The 18,148-nt window shown below is 69.9% G+C and carries 15 protein-coding genes; 3 read left to right on the top strand and 12 right to left on the bottom strand.

Features of this window, described 5'->3' with window-relative positions; all coding sequences use genetic code 11:
- The first annotated feature begins 56 nt into the window (after positions 1 to 56).
- Both AC1P0E_RS24600 and AC1P0E_RS24595 read left to right on the top strand, forming a co-directional pair.
- Positions 57 to 1,520, top strand: a complete 1,464-nt coding sequence (locus AC1P0E_RS24600) for a cytosine permease (RefSeq protein WP_482744290.1) — start codon at positions 57 to 59, stop codon at positions 1,518 to 1,520.
- A gap of 62 nt (positions 1,521 to 1,582) precedes the next feature.
- Positions 1,583 to 2,563, top strand: a complete 981-nt coding sequence (locus tag AC1P0E_RS24595) for an LLM class flavin-dependent oxidoreductase (protein WP_482744289.1) — start codon at positions 1,583 to 1,585, stop codon at positions 2,561 to 2,563.
- A gap of 40 nt (positions 2,564 to 2,603) precedes the next feature.
- Here the strand turns inward: AC1P0E_RS24595 and AC1P0E_RS24590 are convergent, their stop codons facing one another.
- From AC1P0E_RS24590 to AC1P0E_RS24575, 4 genes are all read right to left on the bottom strand, one after another.
- Positions 2,604 to 4,022: a sugar porter family MFS transporter gene (locus AC1P0E_RS24590; protein ID WP_482744288.1), complete on the bottom strand. Its 1,419-nt coding sequence runs from the start codon at positions 4,020 to 4,022 to the stop codon at positions 2,604 to 2,606.
- 216 nt (positions 4,023 to 4,238) lie between these two features.
- The gene (locus AC1P0E_RS24585) at positions 4,239 to 8,288 is read right to left on the bottom strand and encodes an AAA family ATPase (RefSeq protein ID WP_482744287.1); all 4,050 of its coding nucleotides are present in this window, start codon (positions 8,286 to 8,288) and stop codon (positions 4,239 to 4,241) included.
- 204 nt (positions 8,289 to 8,492) lie between these two features.
- Positions 8,493 to 8,708: a hypothetical protein gene (locus AC1P0E_RS24580; protein WP_028814575.1), complete on the bottom strand. Its 216-nt coding sequence runs from the start codon at positions 8,706 to 8,708 to the stop codon at positions 8,493 to 8,495.
- A gap of 371 nt (positions 8,709 to 9,079) precedes the next feature.
- A complete protein-coding gene (locus AC1P0E_RS24575) occupies positions 9,080 to 9,361 on the bottom strand; it encodes an acylphosphatase (protein ID WP_482744286.1) in 282 nt (93 codons plus the stop codon).
- Positions 9,362 to 9,508: 147 nt separating this feature from the next.
- On the opposite strand from AC1P0E_RS24575, the gene AC1P0E_RS24570 reads away from it, so the two are divergent.
- On the top strand, positions 9,509 to 10,438 hold the full coding sequence (locus AC1P0E_RS24570) for a CAP domain-containing protein (protein WP_482744285.1): 930 nt from the start codon (positions 9,509 to 9,511) through the stop codon (positions 10,436 to 10,438).
- Between the two features lie 109 nt (positions 10,439 to 10,547).
- On the opposite strand, the gene mutM is transcribed toward AC1P0E_RS24570, so the two are convergent.
- The 8 genes from mutM to recG all read right to left on the bottom strand — a co-directional run bounded on the left by mutM (position 10,548) and on the right by recG (position 17,780).
- Positions 10,548 to 11,408, bottom strand: coding sequence for a bifunctional DNA-formamidopyrimidine glycosylase/DNA-(apurinic or apyrimidinic site) lyase (gene mutM / locus AC1P0E_RS24565; RefSeq protein WP_482744284.1), 861 nt, complete (start codon positions 11,406 to 11,408; stop codon positions 10,548 to 10,550).
- A gap of 67 nt (positions 11,409 to 11,475) precedes the next feature.
- On the bottom strand, positions 11,476 to 12,243 hold the full coding sequence (gene rnc, locus AC1P0E_RS24560; RefSeq protein WP_482744283.1) for a ribonuclease III: 768 nt from the start codon (positions 12,241 to 12,243) through the stop codon (positions 11,476 to 11,478).
- Positions 12,244 to 12,262: 19 nt separating this feature from the next.
- Positions 12,263 to 12,436, bottom strand: coding sequence for a 50S ribosomal protein L32 (rpmF, locus tag AC1P0E_RS24555; RefSeq protein ID WP_003965982.1), 174 nt, complete (start codon positions 12,434 to 12,436; stop codon positions 12,263 to 12,265).
- Between the two features lie 2 nt (positions 12,437 to 12,438).
- Complete coding sequence (locus AC1P0E_RS24550; protein ID WP_482745886.1) at positions 12,439 to 13,080, bottom strand: YceD family protein; 642 nt, start codon at positions 13,078 to 13,080, stop codon at positions 12,439 to 12,441.
- Positions 13,081 to 13,219: 139 nt separating this feature from the next.
- Positions 13,220 to 14,314 carry an ATP synthase subunit B family protein gene (locus tag AC1P0E_RS24545; protein WP_482744282.1) on the bottom strand — a complete coding sequence of 365 codons (1,095 nt, stop codon included), beginning with the start codon at positions 14,312 to 14,314 and terminating at the stop codon, positions 13,220 to 13,222.
- Positions 14,315 to 14,411: 97 nt separating this feature from the next.
- On the bottom strand, positions 14,412 to 14,891 hold the full coding sequence (gene coaD / locus AC1P0E_RS24540) for a pantetheine-phosphate adenylyltransferase (RefSeq protein ID WP_482744281.1): 480 nt from the start codon (positions 14,889 to 14,891) through the stop codon (positions 14,412 to 14,414).
- Between the two features lie 26 nt (positions 14,892 to 14,917).
- Positions 14,918 to 15,502: a 16S rRNA (guanine(966)-N(2))-methyltransferase RsmD gene (rsmD, locus tag AC1P0E_RS24535; protein WP_482744280.1), complete on the bottom strand. Its 585-nt coding sequence runs from the start codon at positions 15,500 to 15,502 to the stop codon at positions 14,918 to 14,920.
- A gap of 55 nt (positions 15,503 to 15,557) precedes the next feature.
- On the bottom strand, positions 15,558 to 17,780 hold the full coding sequence (recG, locus tag AC1P0E_RS24530; protein WP_482744279.1) for an ATP-dependent DNA helicase RecG: 2,223 nt from the start codon (positions 17,778 to 17,780) through the stop codon (positions 15,558 to 15,560).
- Positions 17,781 to 18,148 lie beyond the last annotated feature (368 nt).

The raw sequence follows: 18,148 nt of genomic DNA, 5'->3' as shown, positions 1-18,148 counted from the left end.
GCCGGTGTGCCCGTAAGATGCTGTTCGTTCCCCCCACCCCTGCACGGAGTTCCACCATGCCTGAAACGTCCGCCCCGGAGTCCGAGGGCGCGATAGAGACCCGCGGTCTTGAGCCCGTACCCGACAACGAGCGCTCGGGCCGCGTCCGCGAACTCTTCCCCACCTGGGTCGCCGCCAACATCAGCGTGCTGTTGCTCACCATGGGCGCCGGCCTGGTCGTTTTCAACAAACTGAACTTCTGGCAGGTGCTGGGCGTGGCCGTCGCCGCGCCGGTCGTCTCGTACGGGCTCGTCGGTCTGATCTCGATCGCGGGCAAGCGCGGCGGGTCCCCCGGCATGGCGCTCTCCAGGGCCGTCTTCGGCCAGCGGGGCAACCTCTTCCCCGGCTCGCTGATCTGGGTCGCGCGCTGGGGCTGGGAGACGATCAACGCGGTGACCGGCGCGTACGCCGTGCTGACCGTGCTCGATCTGCTCTTCGGCATCAAGAGCAACACCCCGCTCATCGTCGTGACGCTGCTGCTCTTCGTCGGCTGCACCTTCCTGGTCTCCGGCCTCGGCATCAACGCCCTGCGCCGGTGCAGCACCTGGTCGACGTACCTCTTCGGCGCCTTCAGCGTGCTCGTGCTGGTCTATCTGATCGCCGGCACCGACTGGTCGGCCGTGTTCGCCAAGCCCGCCGGTTCGACCGCGATGATGATCGCGGGCATCGGCACCATCGCGGCCGGCGGCATCAGCTGGGTGCCGTCGGGCCCCGACTTCACCCGCTACCTTCCGCGTACGGCGTCGGGCAAGGGCCTGGTCGGCACGACCATCGGCGGCGCGGGCGTTGTCGTCCTGCCCATGGTCCTGATGGGCGCGGTCATGGCCGTCAGTACGCCGGACCTGGCGTCGGCCACCGACCCGGTGTCCTTCATCGGCGAGCTGCTGCCGACCTGGATCGCCGTTCCGTACCTGCTGATCGCCCTGATCGGCATGCTGCTGATCAACTCGATGTCGATGTACTCGGCCGGCTTCACCGCGCAGACGCTGGGGATCAAGGTGTCGCGCGCCTGGGCGGTGAGTGTCAACGCGATCATCAGCCTGATCTTCGGCTTCCTGCTGATGGTGGTGGCGACGAGCTTCTTCGGCTCGTTCATCTCCTTCCTGACGCTGCTGGCGGTGGCGTTCTCGGCGTGGATCGGCGTCTTCGGTGTGGACATGCTGAGCCGTCGTACGTACGACGGTGAGGCGCTCATGGACACCACCCGCACCAGTGGTTACTGGTACCGGGGCGGTTTCGCCTGGCAGGCCATGACGGCGTGGGGCGTCGCGCTGGTGGCGGGCCTGCTGTTCACCAAGGTCGACTGGTTCACCGGACCGCTCGCCGGTTCCTGGATCGGGCGCAACGGCCTGGGCTGGGCGGCGACGGTCGTCGTGGCCGCGGTGCTGTACGCGGTGCTGCCGAGGACGAAGCCGGTGGCACAGCCGGAGCCCGGGGCCGAGGCGCCGCAGCCCGAGCGCGTCGGAAGCCTGTCCAACTGACGTAACGTCAACTAACGTCCCCCTTCGCCACATCGACACCCGGCGGAGGGGGACGTTTCGTCATGGCCTTCACAGTGGTCCGCTTCAATCTCGTCGATCCGGACGCGACCCCCGACTCGCACGCCGCCCGCTATCGCGCCGCGCTGGAGATGGCCGCGTACGCCGACGACCGCGGCATCGACACCGTCCAGACCGAGGAGCACCACGGCGCCGCGAACGGCTGGCTGCCGTCCCCCTTCGTCTTCGCCGGCTCGGTCCTCGGCGCGACCCGGCGCATCACCGTCACCGTCTCCGCGATCATCGGGCCGCTGTACGAACCGCTGCGGCTGGCCGAGGACATCGCCGTACTCGATCTGATCGGCAAGGGGCGCCTGGTCACGGTCGCGGGCATCGGCTACCGGCCGGAGGAGTACGAGCAGCTGGGCGTCGACTGGGGGCAGCGCGGCAGGCTCCAGGACGAGGTGCTCGAAACGCTGCTGCTGGCGTGGACCGGTGAGCCCTTCCCGTACCGGGGCAGGACCGTGCGCGTCACGCCGCGCCCGTACACCCAGCCGCATCCGCTCCTGCTGGTGGGCGGATCGTCGCAGGCGGCGGCGCGGCGGGCGGCGCGGCTCGGGCTGCCGTTCTTCCCGAGCGCGCATCTGCCCGAGCTGGAGGCGTACTACCACGCGCAGCGGGCGGAGTTCGGGACTGCGACAGGACAGGGTTTTTGCATGATGCCGGCGGAGAAGACGCCGCTGCTGCATGTCGCGGAGGACCCGGACCGTACGTGGGCGGAGTACGGCGAGTACTTCCTGCACGAGGCGCAGACGTACGCCTCCTGGCAGTCCAAGGACATCAAGTCGGCCGTACGTTCGCGGGCGGCCACCGTCGGCGAACTGCGCGACGAAGGCGTCTACCGCGTCGTGACGCCGGACGAGTGCGTGGCGCTCGCGGCCGGCAGTCTCGTACTGCATCCGCTGTGCGGCGGGATGCCCGTGGACGAGGGCTGGCGCAGCCTGCACCTCTTCGCCGAAAACGTACTGCCCCGGCTCAACAGCTGAGCCGGGGCAGTGCCGTGTTCGAGAAGAGGGGCAGCGGGGATTAGCCCATCTCCTCCAACGCCTTGCCCTTGGTCTCCTTCACGAACTTGAGCACGAAGGGGATCGAGAGCACGGCGAAGAATGTGTAGATCACGTACGTCCCCGAGAGGTTCCACTCGGACAGGCTCGGGAAGCTCGAGGTGATCGCCCAGTTGGCGATCCACTGCGCGGAGGCGGCGACACCGAGCGCGGCGGCGCGCAGCCGGTTCGGGAACATCTCGCCGAGGAAGACCCAGACGACGACACCCCACGAAAGGGCGAAGAAGAGCACGAAGACGTGAGCGGCGATCAGCGCGACGATGCCCTGGGTGTGCGGCAGCTTGCCGTCGATGAGGTCCGCGGAGAAGGCCCAGGCCTCGAAGGCGAGGGCGAGCGCCATACCGGTCGAGCCGATGAGCGCGAGCGGCCTGCGGCCGATCCGGTCGACGAACATCATGGCGATCACGGTGCCGATGATGTTGATGATCGACGTCGTGAACGAGTAGAAGAACGAGTCGCTCGGGTTGATGCCGACCGACTGCCACAGCGTCGCGGAGTAGTAGAAGGCGACGTTGATGCCGACGAGCTGCTGGAAGACCGAGAGGCCGATGCCGACCCAGACGATGGGCAGGAAGCCGAAGCGGCTGCCGAGCAGGTCCTTGAAGGTGGACTTGTGCTCGCTGTGCATCGCGTGCTCGATCTCGGCGACGCGCGCGTCGAGGTCGATGTCCTTGCCCTCGACGTCGGCCAGGATCGCCTTGGCCTTGTCGACCTTGCCGACGGAGATCAGGAAGCGCGGCGACTCGGGGATCGCGAAGGAGAGCATGCCGTAGAGGACGGCCGGAACCACCATCACACCGAGCATGACCTGCCAGGCCTCGATGCCGAGCAGCTTGCCGCGCTGGTCGCCGTCGGCGAGGTTGAGGATCCCCCAGTTGACGAGCTGCGAGACCGCGATGCCGATGACGATCGCGGCCTGCTGGAAGGAGCCGAGGCGTCCGCGGTACGCCGGCGGGGCGACCTCTGCGATATAGGCGGGGCCGATGACCGAGGCCATGCCGATGGCGATACCGCCGAGCACCCGCCAGAAGGCGAGGTCCCACAGGGCGAACGGGAGCGCCGAGCCGACGGCGCTGATCGTGAACAGCGCGGCCGCGATCTGCATGACGCGGATACGGCCGATGCGGTCGGCGATGCGGCCCGCGGTGGCGGCGCCGATGGCACAGCCGATCAGGGCGATCGCGATGACCTGGGCGAGGGTGCCGGAACCTACGTCGTACTTGCCTCGGATGCCTTCGACAGCGCCGTTGATCACCGAGCTGTCGTAACCGAAGAGGAAGCCGCCCATCGCGGCTGCCGCCGTGATGAAGATGACGTGGCCGAGGTGGTCCGGGTGGACCGTGCGGGCTCCGGACGCCGGTGGTTGGGCAGTGCTGGTCACATCAACTCCTGGGGCCTGGCCGCGTCGCCTGGCGTGGGGGGCAAGCACTTCAAGTGGGGCACAACATCGCGTTGCCCACCACTTGAAGGTAAAAACAACGTTGCCGAGACTATGTCTTCAGGTTTCGAAGTCAAGAGTAGGGCAACGTGAAATTTGTGGACCCGGCGTGGCGACTTGTGTTCAACATTTGAAGATGCTGGCGAGCAGCCGCCAGGCTCAGCGAAGACGCTGGCTGATGACCTTGGACACGCCGTCCCCTTGCATGGAGACGCCGTACAGCGCGTCTGCGACCTCCATCGTCCGCTTCTGGTGAGTGATCACGATCAGCTGCGAGCTCTCCTGGAGCTCCTCCATGATCCGGATGAGCCGCTGGAGGTTGGTGTCGTCGAGCGCGGCCTCGACCTCGTCCATCACGTAGAACGGGCTCGGTCTGGCCTTGAAGATCGACACCAGCATGGCCACCGCGGTCAGCGACCTCTCGCCGCCCGACAGCAGCGAGAGCCGCTTGACCTTCTTGCCGGGCGGTCTGGCCTCTACGTCCACCCCCGTGGTGAGCATGTTGTCGGGATCCGTCAGAACCAGCCGCCCCTCGCCGCCCGGGAAGAGCCGCGAGAAGACCCCTTCGAACTCCCGGGCCGTGTCCCGGAACGCCTCGCTGAAGACCTGCTCGACGCGCTCGTCGACCTCCTTGATCACCTGCATCAGGTCGGTGCGCGTCTTCTTCAGGTCTTCAAGTTGCTCGGACAGAAACTTGTGGCGCTCCTCCAGTGCCGTGAACTCCTCAAGGGCCAGCGGATTCACCTTCCCGAGCTGCTGGTACGCCCGTTCGGCCGCCCGGAGCCGCTTCTCCTGCTCCCCGCGCACGAACGGCTGCGGCTGGTTGCGGGGGTCCTCGGGATCCTCCGGCACCTCCTCGCCCTCGGCGGGCGGCGACGGCGGTACGGGCTGGTCGGGCCCGTACTCCGCCACCAGTCCCGTCGGTTCCACGCCCAGTTCCTCCAGCGCCTTGGTCTCCAGCTGCTCGATGCGCAACCGTTTCTCGGCGCCGAGTACCTCGCCGCGGTGAACCGAATCAGTCAACTTGTCGAGCTCACCCTTGAGATCGCGGCCGCGGCCACGCTCGGCAGCCAGTTCGCGCTCGCGGTCCGCCTTGGCCGCCTCGGCCGCGGCCCGCTCCTCGTCGGCCCGTACGAGCGACACCTCTGCATGGGCCAGCAGCTGACGCGCGCCCGCCGCGACGGCCGCCGCGACCTGTGCCTCGTGGCGCAGCCGGGCGCGCCGTTGCTCGGCGCGCGCCCGCGCCTCACGCTCCGCGCGCGCCCCCCGGTCGAGGGCGTCGGCGCGTCCGGCGAGGCCTTTCACCCGCTCTTCGTGCGTACGGGCCTGGAGGCGGGCCTCCATCTCGGTCTGGCGGGCGTTGGCCCCGTCGGCGGCGAGCCGGTCCCGGACCGAAGTGTCCGGCTCTTCCTCCATTGGCGCTTCCTCGGCCACCAGCAACCGCTCGGCCAGCTCCTGCGCCTCCTCGGTGGCCCGCTCCAGGGACTCCTGGGCGCGGGCGGCGGCAGCGGCCGACCGCTCGGCCTCGCCGACGGCTCCGCGCGCCTGCCCGGCGAGCCGCCCGAGCTGCTGCGCGACGCCCGACTTCTCCCGGTCGGCGGCGCGGCGCCGCTGGGCCAGCTCCTCGACGAGCGCGGCGCACGCGTCACGCCGCTCCCCCGCCCGGTGCTGCGCTCCCGCCAGCTCCTCGCACCGTACGGCCAGCTCCTCCAGCTCGGCGGCGGCCTCGTCGACGGAGGCCTGCACTTCCAGCAGACTCGGCGCCCCGGCCGACCCGCCGTGCGCGAAGTACGCCCCCAGGACATCCCCCTCGGCGGTCACAGCGGTCAGCCCCGGCCGGGCGGCGATCAGATCCTCCGCGTCCTCCAGTGTTCCGACGACCACCATGTCCCGCACGAGCCGCCGCACGGCGGGCATCAGCTCGACGGGCCCCCGCAGGAGATCGGCAACGGCCGGAGCGGCACTGCCCTCCTGCCGGGGCGCGACCACGGCCACCTGCCGGGCGCCGTGCTCCTGCCCCGGCTCACCGGGCACACCTGCGGCCCCGCCCCCCGTCCCGGACCCGCCACCCTGCCCGGGCACGCCGTGCAAAGCCCCCGGCCCGCGTCGAGCGGCATCCTTACCGCCCGCACCAGCCGAACCGGCGCCGACGCCGGCTGCCTGGCCCGGCAGACCGCCCGTCGCAGCAACCCCACCTGCACCAGAGGCCGCGTCGCGCGGACCAGTCGGACCGCCGGCGCCGGGCCCCTCCCCAGGAACCGCGTCCTCGTCCCGCTCGCCCCACGTACCCGTCGAGTCGGCGCCGACCGCGTGGCGCGGCGCACTGCCGACCCTTGCCGTGGCAGCGGACTCCCTGTCGCCCCCGGCGGAGTTCGCGGCCCCCGCGTCGGCCGTCCGGTCGGGCGGACCGCCGACGGCCACCGAGATGCCGGCGTCTCTCTCCGCGTACGCCGCCGACCCTGCGGGGACGCGTGCGGCAGCCGGGGCGGCAGGCGCGCCCGGCAGGAGTACCGCCCGGCCCGCGTCCTGTTTGCGCAGGAGGCGGATCGCTTCGGCGGCCGCGGCCGGGTCGGACACCGCGATCGCGTCGGCCGCCGCGCCCAGCGCCGCCGCCACCGGGATCTCGTAGCCGGGGGCCACCGTGAGGAGCTCCGCCGCCGGGCCCAGCAGGCCGGTCAGCCGGGGCTGAGCGCCGAGCAGTGCGCCCGTGCCGTCCTTACGCCGCAGCCCCAGGGCCAGCGCGTCGTGCCGCGCGGACATCGCCGCCCGGCGGCGCTCGGCGGAGGTGGCCGCCTCCCGGGCCTCCGTGAGCCCGGCCTCCGCCTCGGCGAGTTCCCGCCTGGCCGCCTCGTACTGCGCGGCCAGGTCGGATTCGCCCTCGTCCAGCCCCTCCACTTCGGCCCTGAGCTGCTCGTACTCCTCCTGCGCGGCTACGGCCCGCTCCTGGGCACCTTCGTGCGCGGCGGCCAGCCGGTCGATCTCCGCCTGGGCGGAACCGGCTCGGCTGCGGGCCGCGCCGGCCTGGCCGCTCAGCCGCGCGAGCCCCTCACGCCGGTCGGCGATGGCCCGCGCCACGTCCTTCAGCCTGCGCTCCTCGGACGCCAGCTCGCGTTCGAGTTCGGCGCGGTGCTCGACCGTATCCTCCAGCGCCCGCTGCGCCGCCTCCAGCGCGGCTTCGAGCTCCGCCTCCTGCTCACGGATCCTTGCCGCCTCGCGCTCCATGTCCTCGGGATCGCGCCCGCGCCGCTCCTCCTCCTGCGGGGCCGTCGCGCTCTTCACCCGGGCGTCGGCGAGCGAGACCGTGCCGCGCACCCGTTCCGTCAGCTGCGACAGCTCGTACCAGGTCTGCTGCGCCCGCTGCAGTCGCGGAGCGAGGCGGCGTACCTCTTCCTCCAGGTCCGCCTCGCGCGCCAACGCGGCCTTCAGCTGCGCCTCGGCCGCGTCCTTGCGCTCCTTGAGCGCCGCCTCGTCGGCGATCTCCGCGCTCAGTGCGTCGCGCAGCTTCACCAGGTCGTCGGCGAGCAGCCGCAGCCTGGAGTCGCGCAGGTCGGCCTGGATGACGGCGGCCCGCCGCGCCACTGCCGCCTGCCGCCCCAACGGCTTGAGCTGCCGCCGCAGTTCGTCGGTCAGGTCCTGCACGCGCGAGAGATTCGCCTGCATCGCGTCCAGCTTCCGCAGCGCTTTCTCTTTCCGCTTACGGTGCTTGAGAACGCCCGCGGCCTCCTCGATGAACGCCCTGCGGCCCATCGGATCGGCATGCAGTACGGAGTCGAGCTGCCCCTGCCCGACGATCACGTGCATCTCGCGCCCTATGCCGGAGTCGGAGAGCAGCTCCTGGATATCGAGCAGCCGGCACGTATCGCCATTGATCTGGTATTCGCTGCCGCCGTTGCGGAACATGATCCGCGTAATGGTGACTTCGGCGTACTCGATGGGCAGCGCGCCGTCCGAGTTGTCGATGGTCAGCGAGACCTCGGCGCGGCCGAGCGGGGGCCGCCCGGTCGTCCCGGCGAAGATGACGTCCTCCATCTTGCCGCCGCGCAGCGACTTCGCTCCCTGCTCTCCCATCACCCAGGACAGGGCGTCCACCACGTTGGACTTGCCCGAGCCATTGGGGCCGACGACACAGGTGATCCCTGGTTCGAACCGGAGCGTCGTGGCCGATGCGAATGATTTGAAACCGCGGAGAGTCATGGCCTTGAGATGCACCGCCGCACTCTACCTTTCACCGCCGGTTTCACCCATGAAGGTGCAGGGCACATCAGACGGTAAGGGAAGAGGTCTACATACGGGACGCAAAAAAAGAAGGGACGCCGAAGCGTCCCTTGCAATGTCTTGCTGGATAGATCTTGAGCAGATCTCAAGCGGCTGATACGGACAGCCTGACGGGCTCGGATTCTCCTACGAGCCGTGTCAGGTGAGCGCAGGCTCCGCCTGGGGTACGTCGATGTCGATGCTGTCGAGCAGCGAATCTCCGCGGTGGTGAGCGGCGGCGCTGAGCGCGTCGTTCTCGGACTGAATCCGGTTGAGCTCGGATTCAAGATCCTGAACGCGCTGCTGAAGCCGTCGCATCTCGGCGAGGAGTCGCGGGTCGGAGCCGCCGACGTAACCGAGAAGCGCCTTTGCCATGATGGATGGTCCTCCACACTGAGTGACCGACCGAAGCGGTGGTGGGTCGTGAGGGAATCGCACCCGCGGTGCTTGTCATCTCTGTTGTTCTCAATGCCAAACAGCTAAGGTGCGCGGGGCTTCCAGAGTCTCACCAAAAAGTTTGACGGTCAACACGATCACGCCCCGCATCACTGGGCAGCCCGGGAGCGTGCAGCCGCCGAATGCGCGGTGCCGCCTCTTCTGCGGGGCCCTGGGGGCGTAGAGATCATCCGTACTCCGGCAGCTTTCCACGACACGCGTTTCTTGGCAACCACCAGGTCGTTTCTGTCCCAGGCACCTGTCACGGGGGCGCGCGGAATGCGCCGGAGGCGCCCCCGCGCCGGGATTGATCACCGAATCGCGAAGCCCTCATAACCGCCGCGCGGTGTGCCCCAGATCTCGGTCACTCCGTCGACCCGCCCGGGAGTGTCGTCCGAGCGCAGCCATTCCAGCAGACGGTGGCAATTCTCACGTGCCCCCTCTGCCACCACCTGTACCCGGCCGTCGTCCAGGTTGAGTGCGAAGCCGGCGATGCCGCCGATTTCCAGAGCGTTTGCCCTGGTGAACCAGCGGAAGCCCACTCCCTGTACTCGGCCGCGTACCCAGGCGGTGAGCCGCACATCTTCGTTCATGGCTGCACGCTAACTGGCCAATTGCTCACGAGGCACTTCGCCCCCACGCGTCATGGCGTACAGTCCCGACGAAATGAGGCCTCACTCGTTCGGGTGAGGCGCATTGACGTTGACCGCGTCGAGTAAGCATTGAGGAAGGCACAGCAGATGGGACGCCATCGTCGCTCCGCCGCCGGATCGGTAGCAGCAGACCACGCGGACGCCCCGGCAGGCCGGCACCAGGGTGGTGCGCGCCGCCGGAAGAAGCGGGCCGCGCCCGTACGCACCGGACTGCTCGGCGTATCCGCCGCCGTGGCCATGGGCGCGGTGGCCGTCGCCTCCGGGCTGGTTCCCGGCGCGGAGAACTACTCCTTCAGCGGCGGCTCGGGAGACCGGGTCCGCGCCGAGGGCGCGGCCGACCTCGAGACCCAGGGCGGCAGCACGGCGCAGCCCACTGACACGGCGACGACGCCCGCCGCAGAGGACACCGGGCGTGCGCACGCGCCGTCGAAGGCCCCCGCGCCGAAGCCCTCCAAGCCCAGCAAGTCCGCGGACAAGCCCTCGGCAAAGCCGTCCGCCAAGCCTTCCGAGCGGGAGACGGCCGCGGACAAGCCCACGGAGAAGCCGGCCGAGTCCCGGAAGACCGCGAAGCCCGAGCGCGTCGTGCCCGCCCCGACGGTGAAGCCGCCGGGGACCGGCAACGCCGCTGGCTCCGGCGCCGAGACCGCCGCCGAGGCGGCCGTACTGAACCTGGTCAACCAGGAGCGGGCGTCGGCAGGGTGCAGCCCGGTACGGGCCGACGGCGCGTTGGCCTCGCTGGCCCAGAACTTCAGCGAGGACATGGCCGCCCGTGACTTCTTCGACCACACCGACCCGGACGGGGCGTCCCCCTGGGACCGCGCCGACAAGGCGGGCGTCGATGGCCTGGGCGGCGAGAACATAGCCCGCGGCCAGGCCGACGCCCAGGCGGTGATGGACGCCTGGATGAACAGCGAAGGCCACCGGGCGAACATACTGAACTGCGACTTCAAGACCTTGGGCGTCGGCGTGCACATGGCACCCGGCGGCCCCTGGTGGACTCAGAATTTCGGCTTCTGACCCGCTCGCACACGCACCACGAAGGCCCCCGTCCACGGCGACGGGGGCCTTCGCGTTGATCTGTTCACCGGCCGGCGGGCGCATGCCCGAGGTACTGACCGCGCGCGCGTTACGACGAGACGCGCGGAGGGCGCTGACAACGCGGGCAGAAGTAACTGGAGCGGTTCATCCATGGGCGCCGGCGCATCGCCGTGCCGCAGCGGCGGCAGGGCTCGTCCTCACGCCCGTACGCGTCCAGCGACCGCTCGAAGTAGCCCGATTCGCCGTTCACATTCACGTACAGGCTGTCGAAGCTCGTGCCGCCGACGGCGAGCGCGGCGTTCATGACGTCCCGCGCGTGACCGAGGAGCTCGGCCGCACGGGGGCGCGTGAGAGTCGCGGTGGGGCGCTCGTAGTGCAGCCGCGCGCGCCACAGCGCCTCGTCCGCGTAGATGTTGCCGACGCCGCTGATCAGTGACTGGTCGAGCAGGGCGCGCTTGACCGTCGTACGGCGCAGGCGCAGCGCCGTACAGAAAGCGGCGTCGTCGAAGGCCGGGTCCAGGGGGTCGCGCGCGATGTGCGCGATGACGTCGGGGAGCCCGTCGGGCGAATTGTCGTGCAGCGAGAGCCCGCCGAAGGTGCGCTGGTCGACGAAGCGAAGCTCCGTACCGAGAGCGTCGTCGAAGCGGACCCGGATGCGCAGATGCTTCTCGTCGGGGACTGCTTCCGGCTGTACGAGCAGCTGGCCGCTCATCCCGAGGTGGCCGAGGACCGAGGCGTCGGTGTCCTCGAGCGGCAGCCACAGGTACTTGCCGCGGCGGCGCGCGGCCCCGATGCGGTGCCCCTTGAGGCGTACGGCGAAGTCCTCGCCGCCGGCGAGGTGGCGGCGTACGGCCCGGGGGTGCAGCACCTGCACCTCACAGACGGTGCGGCCGGTGACCCAGCGCTCCAACCCGCGTCGTACGACTTCAACTTCGGGCAGCTCGGGCACGGACACAGAATACCGCTGTGCCCCCTGCCGGATCCCGGCAGGGGGCACAGCGGGCAGTGCGTGTGACTCAGGCGCCGGCCGTCGGTTCGGCAGCGACCCCGGCCGCCGCCTCACGCTCGTCCGCGGCCGCGCGAATCGCGCGCCACGCGGACTCCGCCGCCTGCTGTTCCGCTTCCTTCTTGCTGCGGCCGGTGCCGGTGCCGTACGAGACACCACCGACGCGGGCAGCAGCAGTGAAGGTCTTCTCGTGATCCGGTCCGGTCTCCGAGACGAGGTACTCGGGTACGCCGAGGCCCTCGCTCGCGGTGAGTTCCTGGAGACTGGTCTTCCAGTCCAGGCCCGCACCGAGGCTCGAAGACTTCTCGATCAGTGGATCGAAGAGCCGGTGCACCAGTTCCGATGCGGCTCCGAGACCCTGGTCGAGATAGACCGCGCCGATCACCGCTTCAAGGGTGTCGGCGAGGATGGATGCCTTGTCCCTGCCACCCGTGCCCTCTTCGCCCCGGCCGAGCCGGATGAAGGAGCCGAGTTCGAGGCCGCGACCCACCTCCGCCAGTGCACGAGAATTGACCACCGCGGCCCGCAGTTTGGCCAGCTGGCCTTCGGGCAGATCGGGGTGGGTCCGGTACAGCGTGTCCGTGACCACCAGGCCGAGCACGGAATCCCCGAGGAACTCGAGGCGCTCGTTGGTGGGCAGACCGCCGTTCTCGTACGCGTACGAACGATGGGTCAGCGCACGCACCAGAAGGGCGGACTCGAGCTGATACCCGAGCCGCCCTTCCAGAAGCGTGTGGGACGAGGCCGTGTTCTCCGCCGGCTTCTTGGCGTCAGACATCGTGCCTCTCACCAGCCGCTCAGACCTCGAGGACCTGGCGCTTGTTGTACGTGCCGCAGCTCGGGCACGCGATGTGCTGGAGCTTCGGCTCCTGGCAACGCTCACACGAAACCAGGGTGGGGACCGCAGCCTTCCACTGCGACCGGCGGTGGCGCGTGTTGCTGCGCGACATCTTCCGCTTCGGAACAGCCACGGCTACTTCTCCTGCTTCTCGTCGACGCCCGACTCGGCGGCGTCGCCAATGTTGTCCTTCTCGCCGTCCTGGTTGGTCCCGGCGAGTCCTTGCAGTGCCGCCCATCGAATGTCGACGGCGTCGTGATCGTGCCCAGGGTTCTCGTCCAGCCTGATCCCGCACTGCGGGCACAGGCCGGGACAGTCCTCCCGGCACACCGGCTGCATCGGCAGTGCGAGCACTACCGCATCACGCAGCACGGACTCGAGGTCGAACAGACCGTCCTCGAGGTAGAGCCTGTCCTCGTCGTCCTCGTCGTCGTCGGCCGGTTCCGCTTTTGAGCGGCCCCGGTCATCGGCGGCAGGGTACGAGAACATCTCCTGGAAATCCGCTGCAACGTCGAGCTTCAGCGGCTCCAGACACCTTACGCACTCCCCCTCGGCCGTCGCACGGGCGGTGCCTGTGACAAGCACCCCTTCCATGACGGATTCGAGGCGGAGCCTGAGATTCACCGGTGCGCCCTCGGGCACAGCGATGACTCCTTCGATACCGAAGTCCTTGGGGGCAGCCACCGAGCGGGTCAGCCGCTGGAGCGCACCGGGACGCCGGCCCAGCTCGTGTGTGTCGAACACGAGGGGGTTGCGGTGGTCGAGGTGGGCGTTCAGGGGTCTTCCTGCTTTCGGTTCGCTGTGGTGGGCCGCCGTGTCGCTGTCGCGGAGGCGAAGCGGGCAGCCGAGATCGCGGGCATACGCGCGACCGAAGAGCCAGGATACTTGACGCTTCGCCCAGGGCCCAATCGGTCCCCTAGCGCCCCTGCTCGTACTCCCGCAGCTGATCGAGGTCGATCATGCTCGTGTCGAACAGACTGGTCTCGTCGAGAGCGGCCTGCTGCTGGGGAAGATGCCCGGCCGGCTGCGCCTGCTGGCCGTAGCCCTGACCCTGGCCCTGGTCGTAGCCCTGCTGCTGGTACGCGTAGGAGTCCTGCTGGTAGGCGTACGGATCCGGCTGCTGAGCGGCGTACGGGTCGTGAGCCTGCTGATACGCGTAGGGGTCCGGCTGCTGTTGCGGCTGCTGGTACGCGTACGGGTCGTACGGCTGCTGCGCGGGGATCTGTGGGGCCTGCTGCTGCTCGGGGAGCTGCGGCAGGTGCTGCTGCCCGGGCGCCGGCGCGACGGCCTGCGGCTCGGCCAGGTCGGCGAGGAAGTCTGCGTCGCTGCTGCGCTGCGCTCCGGCCTCGTCCTGGGCCACCATGTGCGCGCCGAGCTCGTCCGAGGCGACCCGCCCGTGCAGCTTCTGCCGGCCGCGGCCGACCGCTTCCAGGGTCTTGGAGAGCACGGCCTCGAAGGCGCCGAGCTTGGTGTCGACGTACTCGTCCGCCCGCTGCCGCAGGGTCTCCGGGTCGTGGCTGCGCTCCGGCGCTTCCTCGTCGGCGTAACCCTGGTCGTCGAGGCCGGGGCCGCGGCCGAGCAGCTTCTCGCGGCCGCGGTCGACGGAGCCGAGGGTCTTGGTGAGGACGACCTCGAAGTTCGCGAGCTTGGAGTCGACGTACTCGTCGGCCTCGGCGCGGATCTCCTCGGCGTCCCGGCGGGCGTCGCCGAGGATGCGGTCGGCCTCTTCCTGGGAACGGCGGGCGACCTCGGTGTCGGAGATGAGCGAGCCGCGCTGGGCGTGTGCGGACTCGATGATCCGCTCGGCCTCCTGGCGGGCCTGCTCGGCCATCTGCTCGTGGCCGCCGAGCAGCTCCTGGGCCTGCGCGAGGGAACCCGGCAGGGCCTGGCGCACCTCTTCGAGCATCGAGAGCAGATCGGCGCGGTTGACCACGCACGAGGCCGACATGGGCATGGACCGGGCGCTGCCCACCGCTTCGACGATCTCGTCGAGCTTCTTCTGCACGTCCACCGTGTGCTCGCCACCTGTTCTTCCGGCTGGAGACGGACGGGACGACTGTACGGGCAGTCGGCCCCCGCCCGACACCTGATGACGTTCCGTCAGGTTGTCACTTCTTCGCGAGACGCTCGGTGAGAGCGCCGAGAACCCGCGGCGGTACGAGGTGGGAGACGTCGCCGCCCCAGGCCGCGACCTCCTTGACCAGGCTGGAGGAGAGGAAGCTGTAGGTGGGGTTGGTGGGGACGAACAGGGTCTCGACACCCGAGAGGCCGTTGTTCATCTGGGCCATCTGAAGCTCGTAGTCGAAGTCGCTGACCGCGCGCAGGCCCTTCACGATGGCCGGGATGTCGCGCTGCTTGCAGAAGTCGACGAGGAGGCCGTGGAAGGACTCGACCTCGACGTTGCCGAACTCGGCGGTGATCTCGCGGATGAGGTCGATCCGCTCCTCGACCGTGAAGAGTCCCTGCTTGGACTGATTGATCATCACCGCGACGTGTACGACGTCGTACAGCTTGGAGGCGCGGGCAATGATGTCGAGATGTCCATTGGTGATCGGGTCGAATGACCCGGGACAGACTGCGCGGCGCATCTGTAGTCCCTCGCTCTCCGGTCCGGTCATCGTGCGTCTTCGCACGTAGAGGCGGCGCGACCGTACCAAAGCGTCCCCTCGCCGTAGCGACGGGCCCGCAATGGTTCAAATCCCTTGGGCCAGTTGAATTCTCCACCTCTTGTGCTGCGCTCCACGGTGGCTACGGCGTCGTCCGCAAGCCAGCCCTGAGTGCGGAGTGTGAGGAGGATCTCGCGAAGATCGTCATCGGTGACGGCGTACGGCGGGTCGAGGAACACCACGTCGTACGGGGTCTCGGGCGCCGGGCCTGTGACGATCTGCTCCGCTTTGCCCGCCCGGACTTCGGCACCGGGCAGGCCCAGCGTGCGGACGTTGTCGCGGACGGTGCGGGCGGCCCGGCTGTCGGCCTCGACCAGCAGGGCGTGCACGGCGCCGCGCGAGAGCGCCTCCAGGCCCACGGCGCCCGAGCCGGCGTACAGGTCGGCGATCCTGATGCCCTCGAGCGTGCCGAGCAGCGACTCCCAGGTGGAGAACATGCCCTCGCGCGCGCGGTCGGATGTGGGGCGGGTGCCGTTGCCCGGCGGGACGGCCAGGCGGCGTCCGCCGGCCGTGCCGGCGATCACGCGGGTCATGGGTGTCGGTTCCTAGGGTTGTGAGCTGTGGGTGGAACGGATGCTGCACCCATTGTCAGCCCTTGTCGAGGTACTGCTCCCTCTCCTTGTCCAGCAGGGCGTCGAGGGCGGTGCGCAGCTCCGGGAGCCCTTCGAGCCCGGGGTCGGCGGTGACGACGGCGACGGCCTCCTCGCGGGCCGCCACGATGACCTCCTCGTCGTCGATGACGGCGAGCATCCGCAGGGACGACCGGACACCGGACTGGGCCTGGCCGAGTACGTCGCCCTCGCGGCGCTGTTCGAGGTCGATGCGGGAGAGCTCGAAACCGTCCAGGGTGGCGGCCACGGCAGCCAGCCGGGCGCGGGCCGGGCTCGCCTCGTGCATCTCGCTGACCAGCAGACACAGCCCGGGGGCCGAGCCACGGCCCACCCGGCCGCGCAGCTGGTGCAGCTGGGACACGCCGAACCGGTCGGCATCCATGATCACCATCGCGGTGGCGTTGGGGACGTTCACGCCGACCTCGATGACGGTCGTGGCGACCAGCACGTCCACGTCGCCCGCGGAGAAGCGGCGCATCACGTCGTCCTTGTCGTCGGGCTGCATCCGCCCGTGCAGGACCTCGACGCGCAGGCCCTTGAGGGGACCGGCGGCGATTTGCTCGGCGATCTCCAGGACCGCGAGCGGCGGCCGCTTCTCGGGGTCCTCGTCCGCGGCCGCGACGTTCTTCTTGGCGCCCTTCGCTCCCTTCGGGGCGTCCTCGTCGTCGCCGATGCGGGGGCAGACGACGTACGCCTGGTGCCCGTTCTCCACTTCTTCGCGCACGCGCTCCCACGCGCGGGCGAGGAAGTGCGGCTTGTCCTTGGCCGGGACGACGTGGGTGGCGATGGGCGAGCGGCCGGCCGGGAGCTGGTCGAGGACCGAGGTCTCCAGGTCGCCGAAGACGGTCATCGCGACCGTGCGCGGGATGGGGGTCGCCGTCATCACGAGCAGGTGCGGAGGCTGCTTGCCCTTGGAGCGCAGGGCGTCGCGCTGCTCGACGCCGAAGCGGTGCTGCTCGTCGACCACGACGAGACCCAGATCGTGGAACTGGACCTTGTCCTCGATCAGCGCGTGCGTACCGATGACGATGCCGGCCTCACCGGTGACCAGGTCGAGCAGGGCCCGACGGCGGGCGGGCATGCCCATGGAGCCGGTGAGCAGTACGACCTTGGTGCCCTGCTCGGCGCCGCCGAGCAGGCCGCCCTCGGCCAGCTCGCCCATCATCTCGGTGATGGACCGGTGGTGCTGCTGGGCGAGCACTTCGGTGGGCGCGAGCATCGCGGCCTGACCGCCCGCATCGACGACGGCGAGCATGGCGCGCAGCGCGACCATGGTCTTCCCGCTGCCCACCTCGCCCTGGAGGAGGCGGTGCATGGGGTGTTCGGTGGCCAGGTCGTCGAAGATCTCCTTGGAGACCTTCTGCTGGCCGTCGGTGAGGGTGAAGGGCAGCTTGGCGTCGAAGGCGTCGAGCAGGCCGCCGGGGGTGGGGCGGCGGGCGACGGCGGGGAGCTGGGTTTCGTCGAACCGGCGCCGGGCGAGCGCGACTTGGAGTACGAACGCCTCGTCCCACTTGAGCCGGTCCCGCGCCTCTTCGATGTCCGCCTTGGTGCGCGGGCGGTGGACCTTGCGGAACGCGTCGGGCAGGTCGGTGAGCCCACGGCCTTCGCGCAGGGCGGGCGGCAGGGGGTCGGCGATCTCCTGCCAGCCGGTGGCCTCCATCGAGGCCAGGACGACGTCGACCGTCTTGGCGATCTTCCAGCTCTCCATCTGGGCGCAGGCGGGGTAGAGCGGGATGAGCTGGTTGGCCCAGGCCTCGACGGCGTCGGCGCCGCTGTCCTTGCCGAGCATTTCGTACGCCGGGTGGGAGAGCTGGCGGATGTTGCGGAACATGCCGACCTTGCCGGAGAACATGCCGCGGCGGCCCGGCAGCAGTTCCTTCTGGTGGTGGTAGATCGACTTGCCGAAGAAGACCAGCTGGAGCCGTCCGCTGCCGTCGGTGAGGGTCACCTCCAGGCGCTGGCCCTTGCCGTTGTTGAACCGCAGGACGCGGGCGTCGGCGACCTGCGCCACAACGGTGGCGTGCTCGTCGAGCGGGAGGTCGGCGAGCTGCGTGAGCTCGCCGCGCTCGGCGTACCGCCGGGGGTAGTGGTGCAGCAGGTCACCGACCGTGTGCAGGTCGAGGTGCTCGGCCATCACCTTCGCGGTGGTGCCGCCGAGCGTCTTCTTGAGTGGTTCGTCGAGCGCGGGCACGGGATCCATTGCACACCATGGCTCTGACAGCGGGCGACGTCTCCAGGCACGAGAGCCGGTTTCCTCCCCGCCCCGCCCCTTCCCGCTGTGCCATTTACGGCTCCGCCGCCAGGGCCCGCCCCGGACCCCCGACGCCCTGCGGGCGTGTCCTCAATCGCCGGACGGGCTGGTTTTTGCCGGAGCTGGGTCCCCAGAGCGCGGCAATCCCGACCAGGAGGCGAAGCCCACTCGGGCGGAGCCGCAGGTGGGCGGAGCCCCCTCGGCCAGGGCCCCGGCTCGGCGAAGCCGGCTCCGCCGAGCCGGCTGGGTGGGTCAGCCCGGGCAAATTCAGCCCCTCCGGCTTTGAGGAGCGGGGTCTGGGGCGGAGCCCCACGTGG

The sequence above is a fragment of the Streptomyces sp. TRD_SC_5 genome (assembly GCF_056836825.1).
The sequence above is the reverse complement of the archived record's forward strand: the minus strand, read 5'-3'. Positions and strand labels throughout refer to the sequence as shown.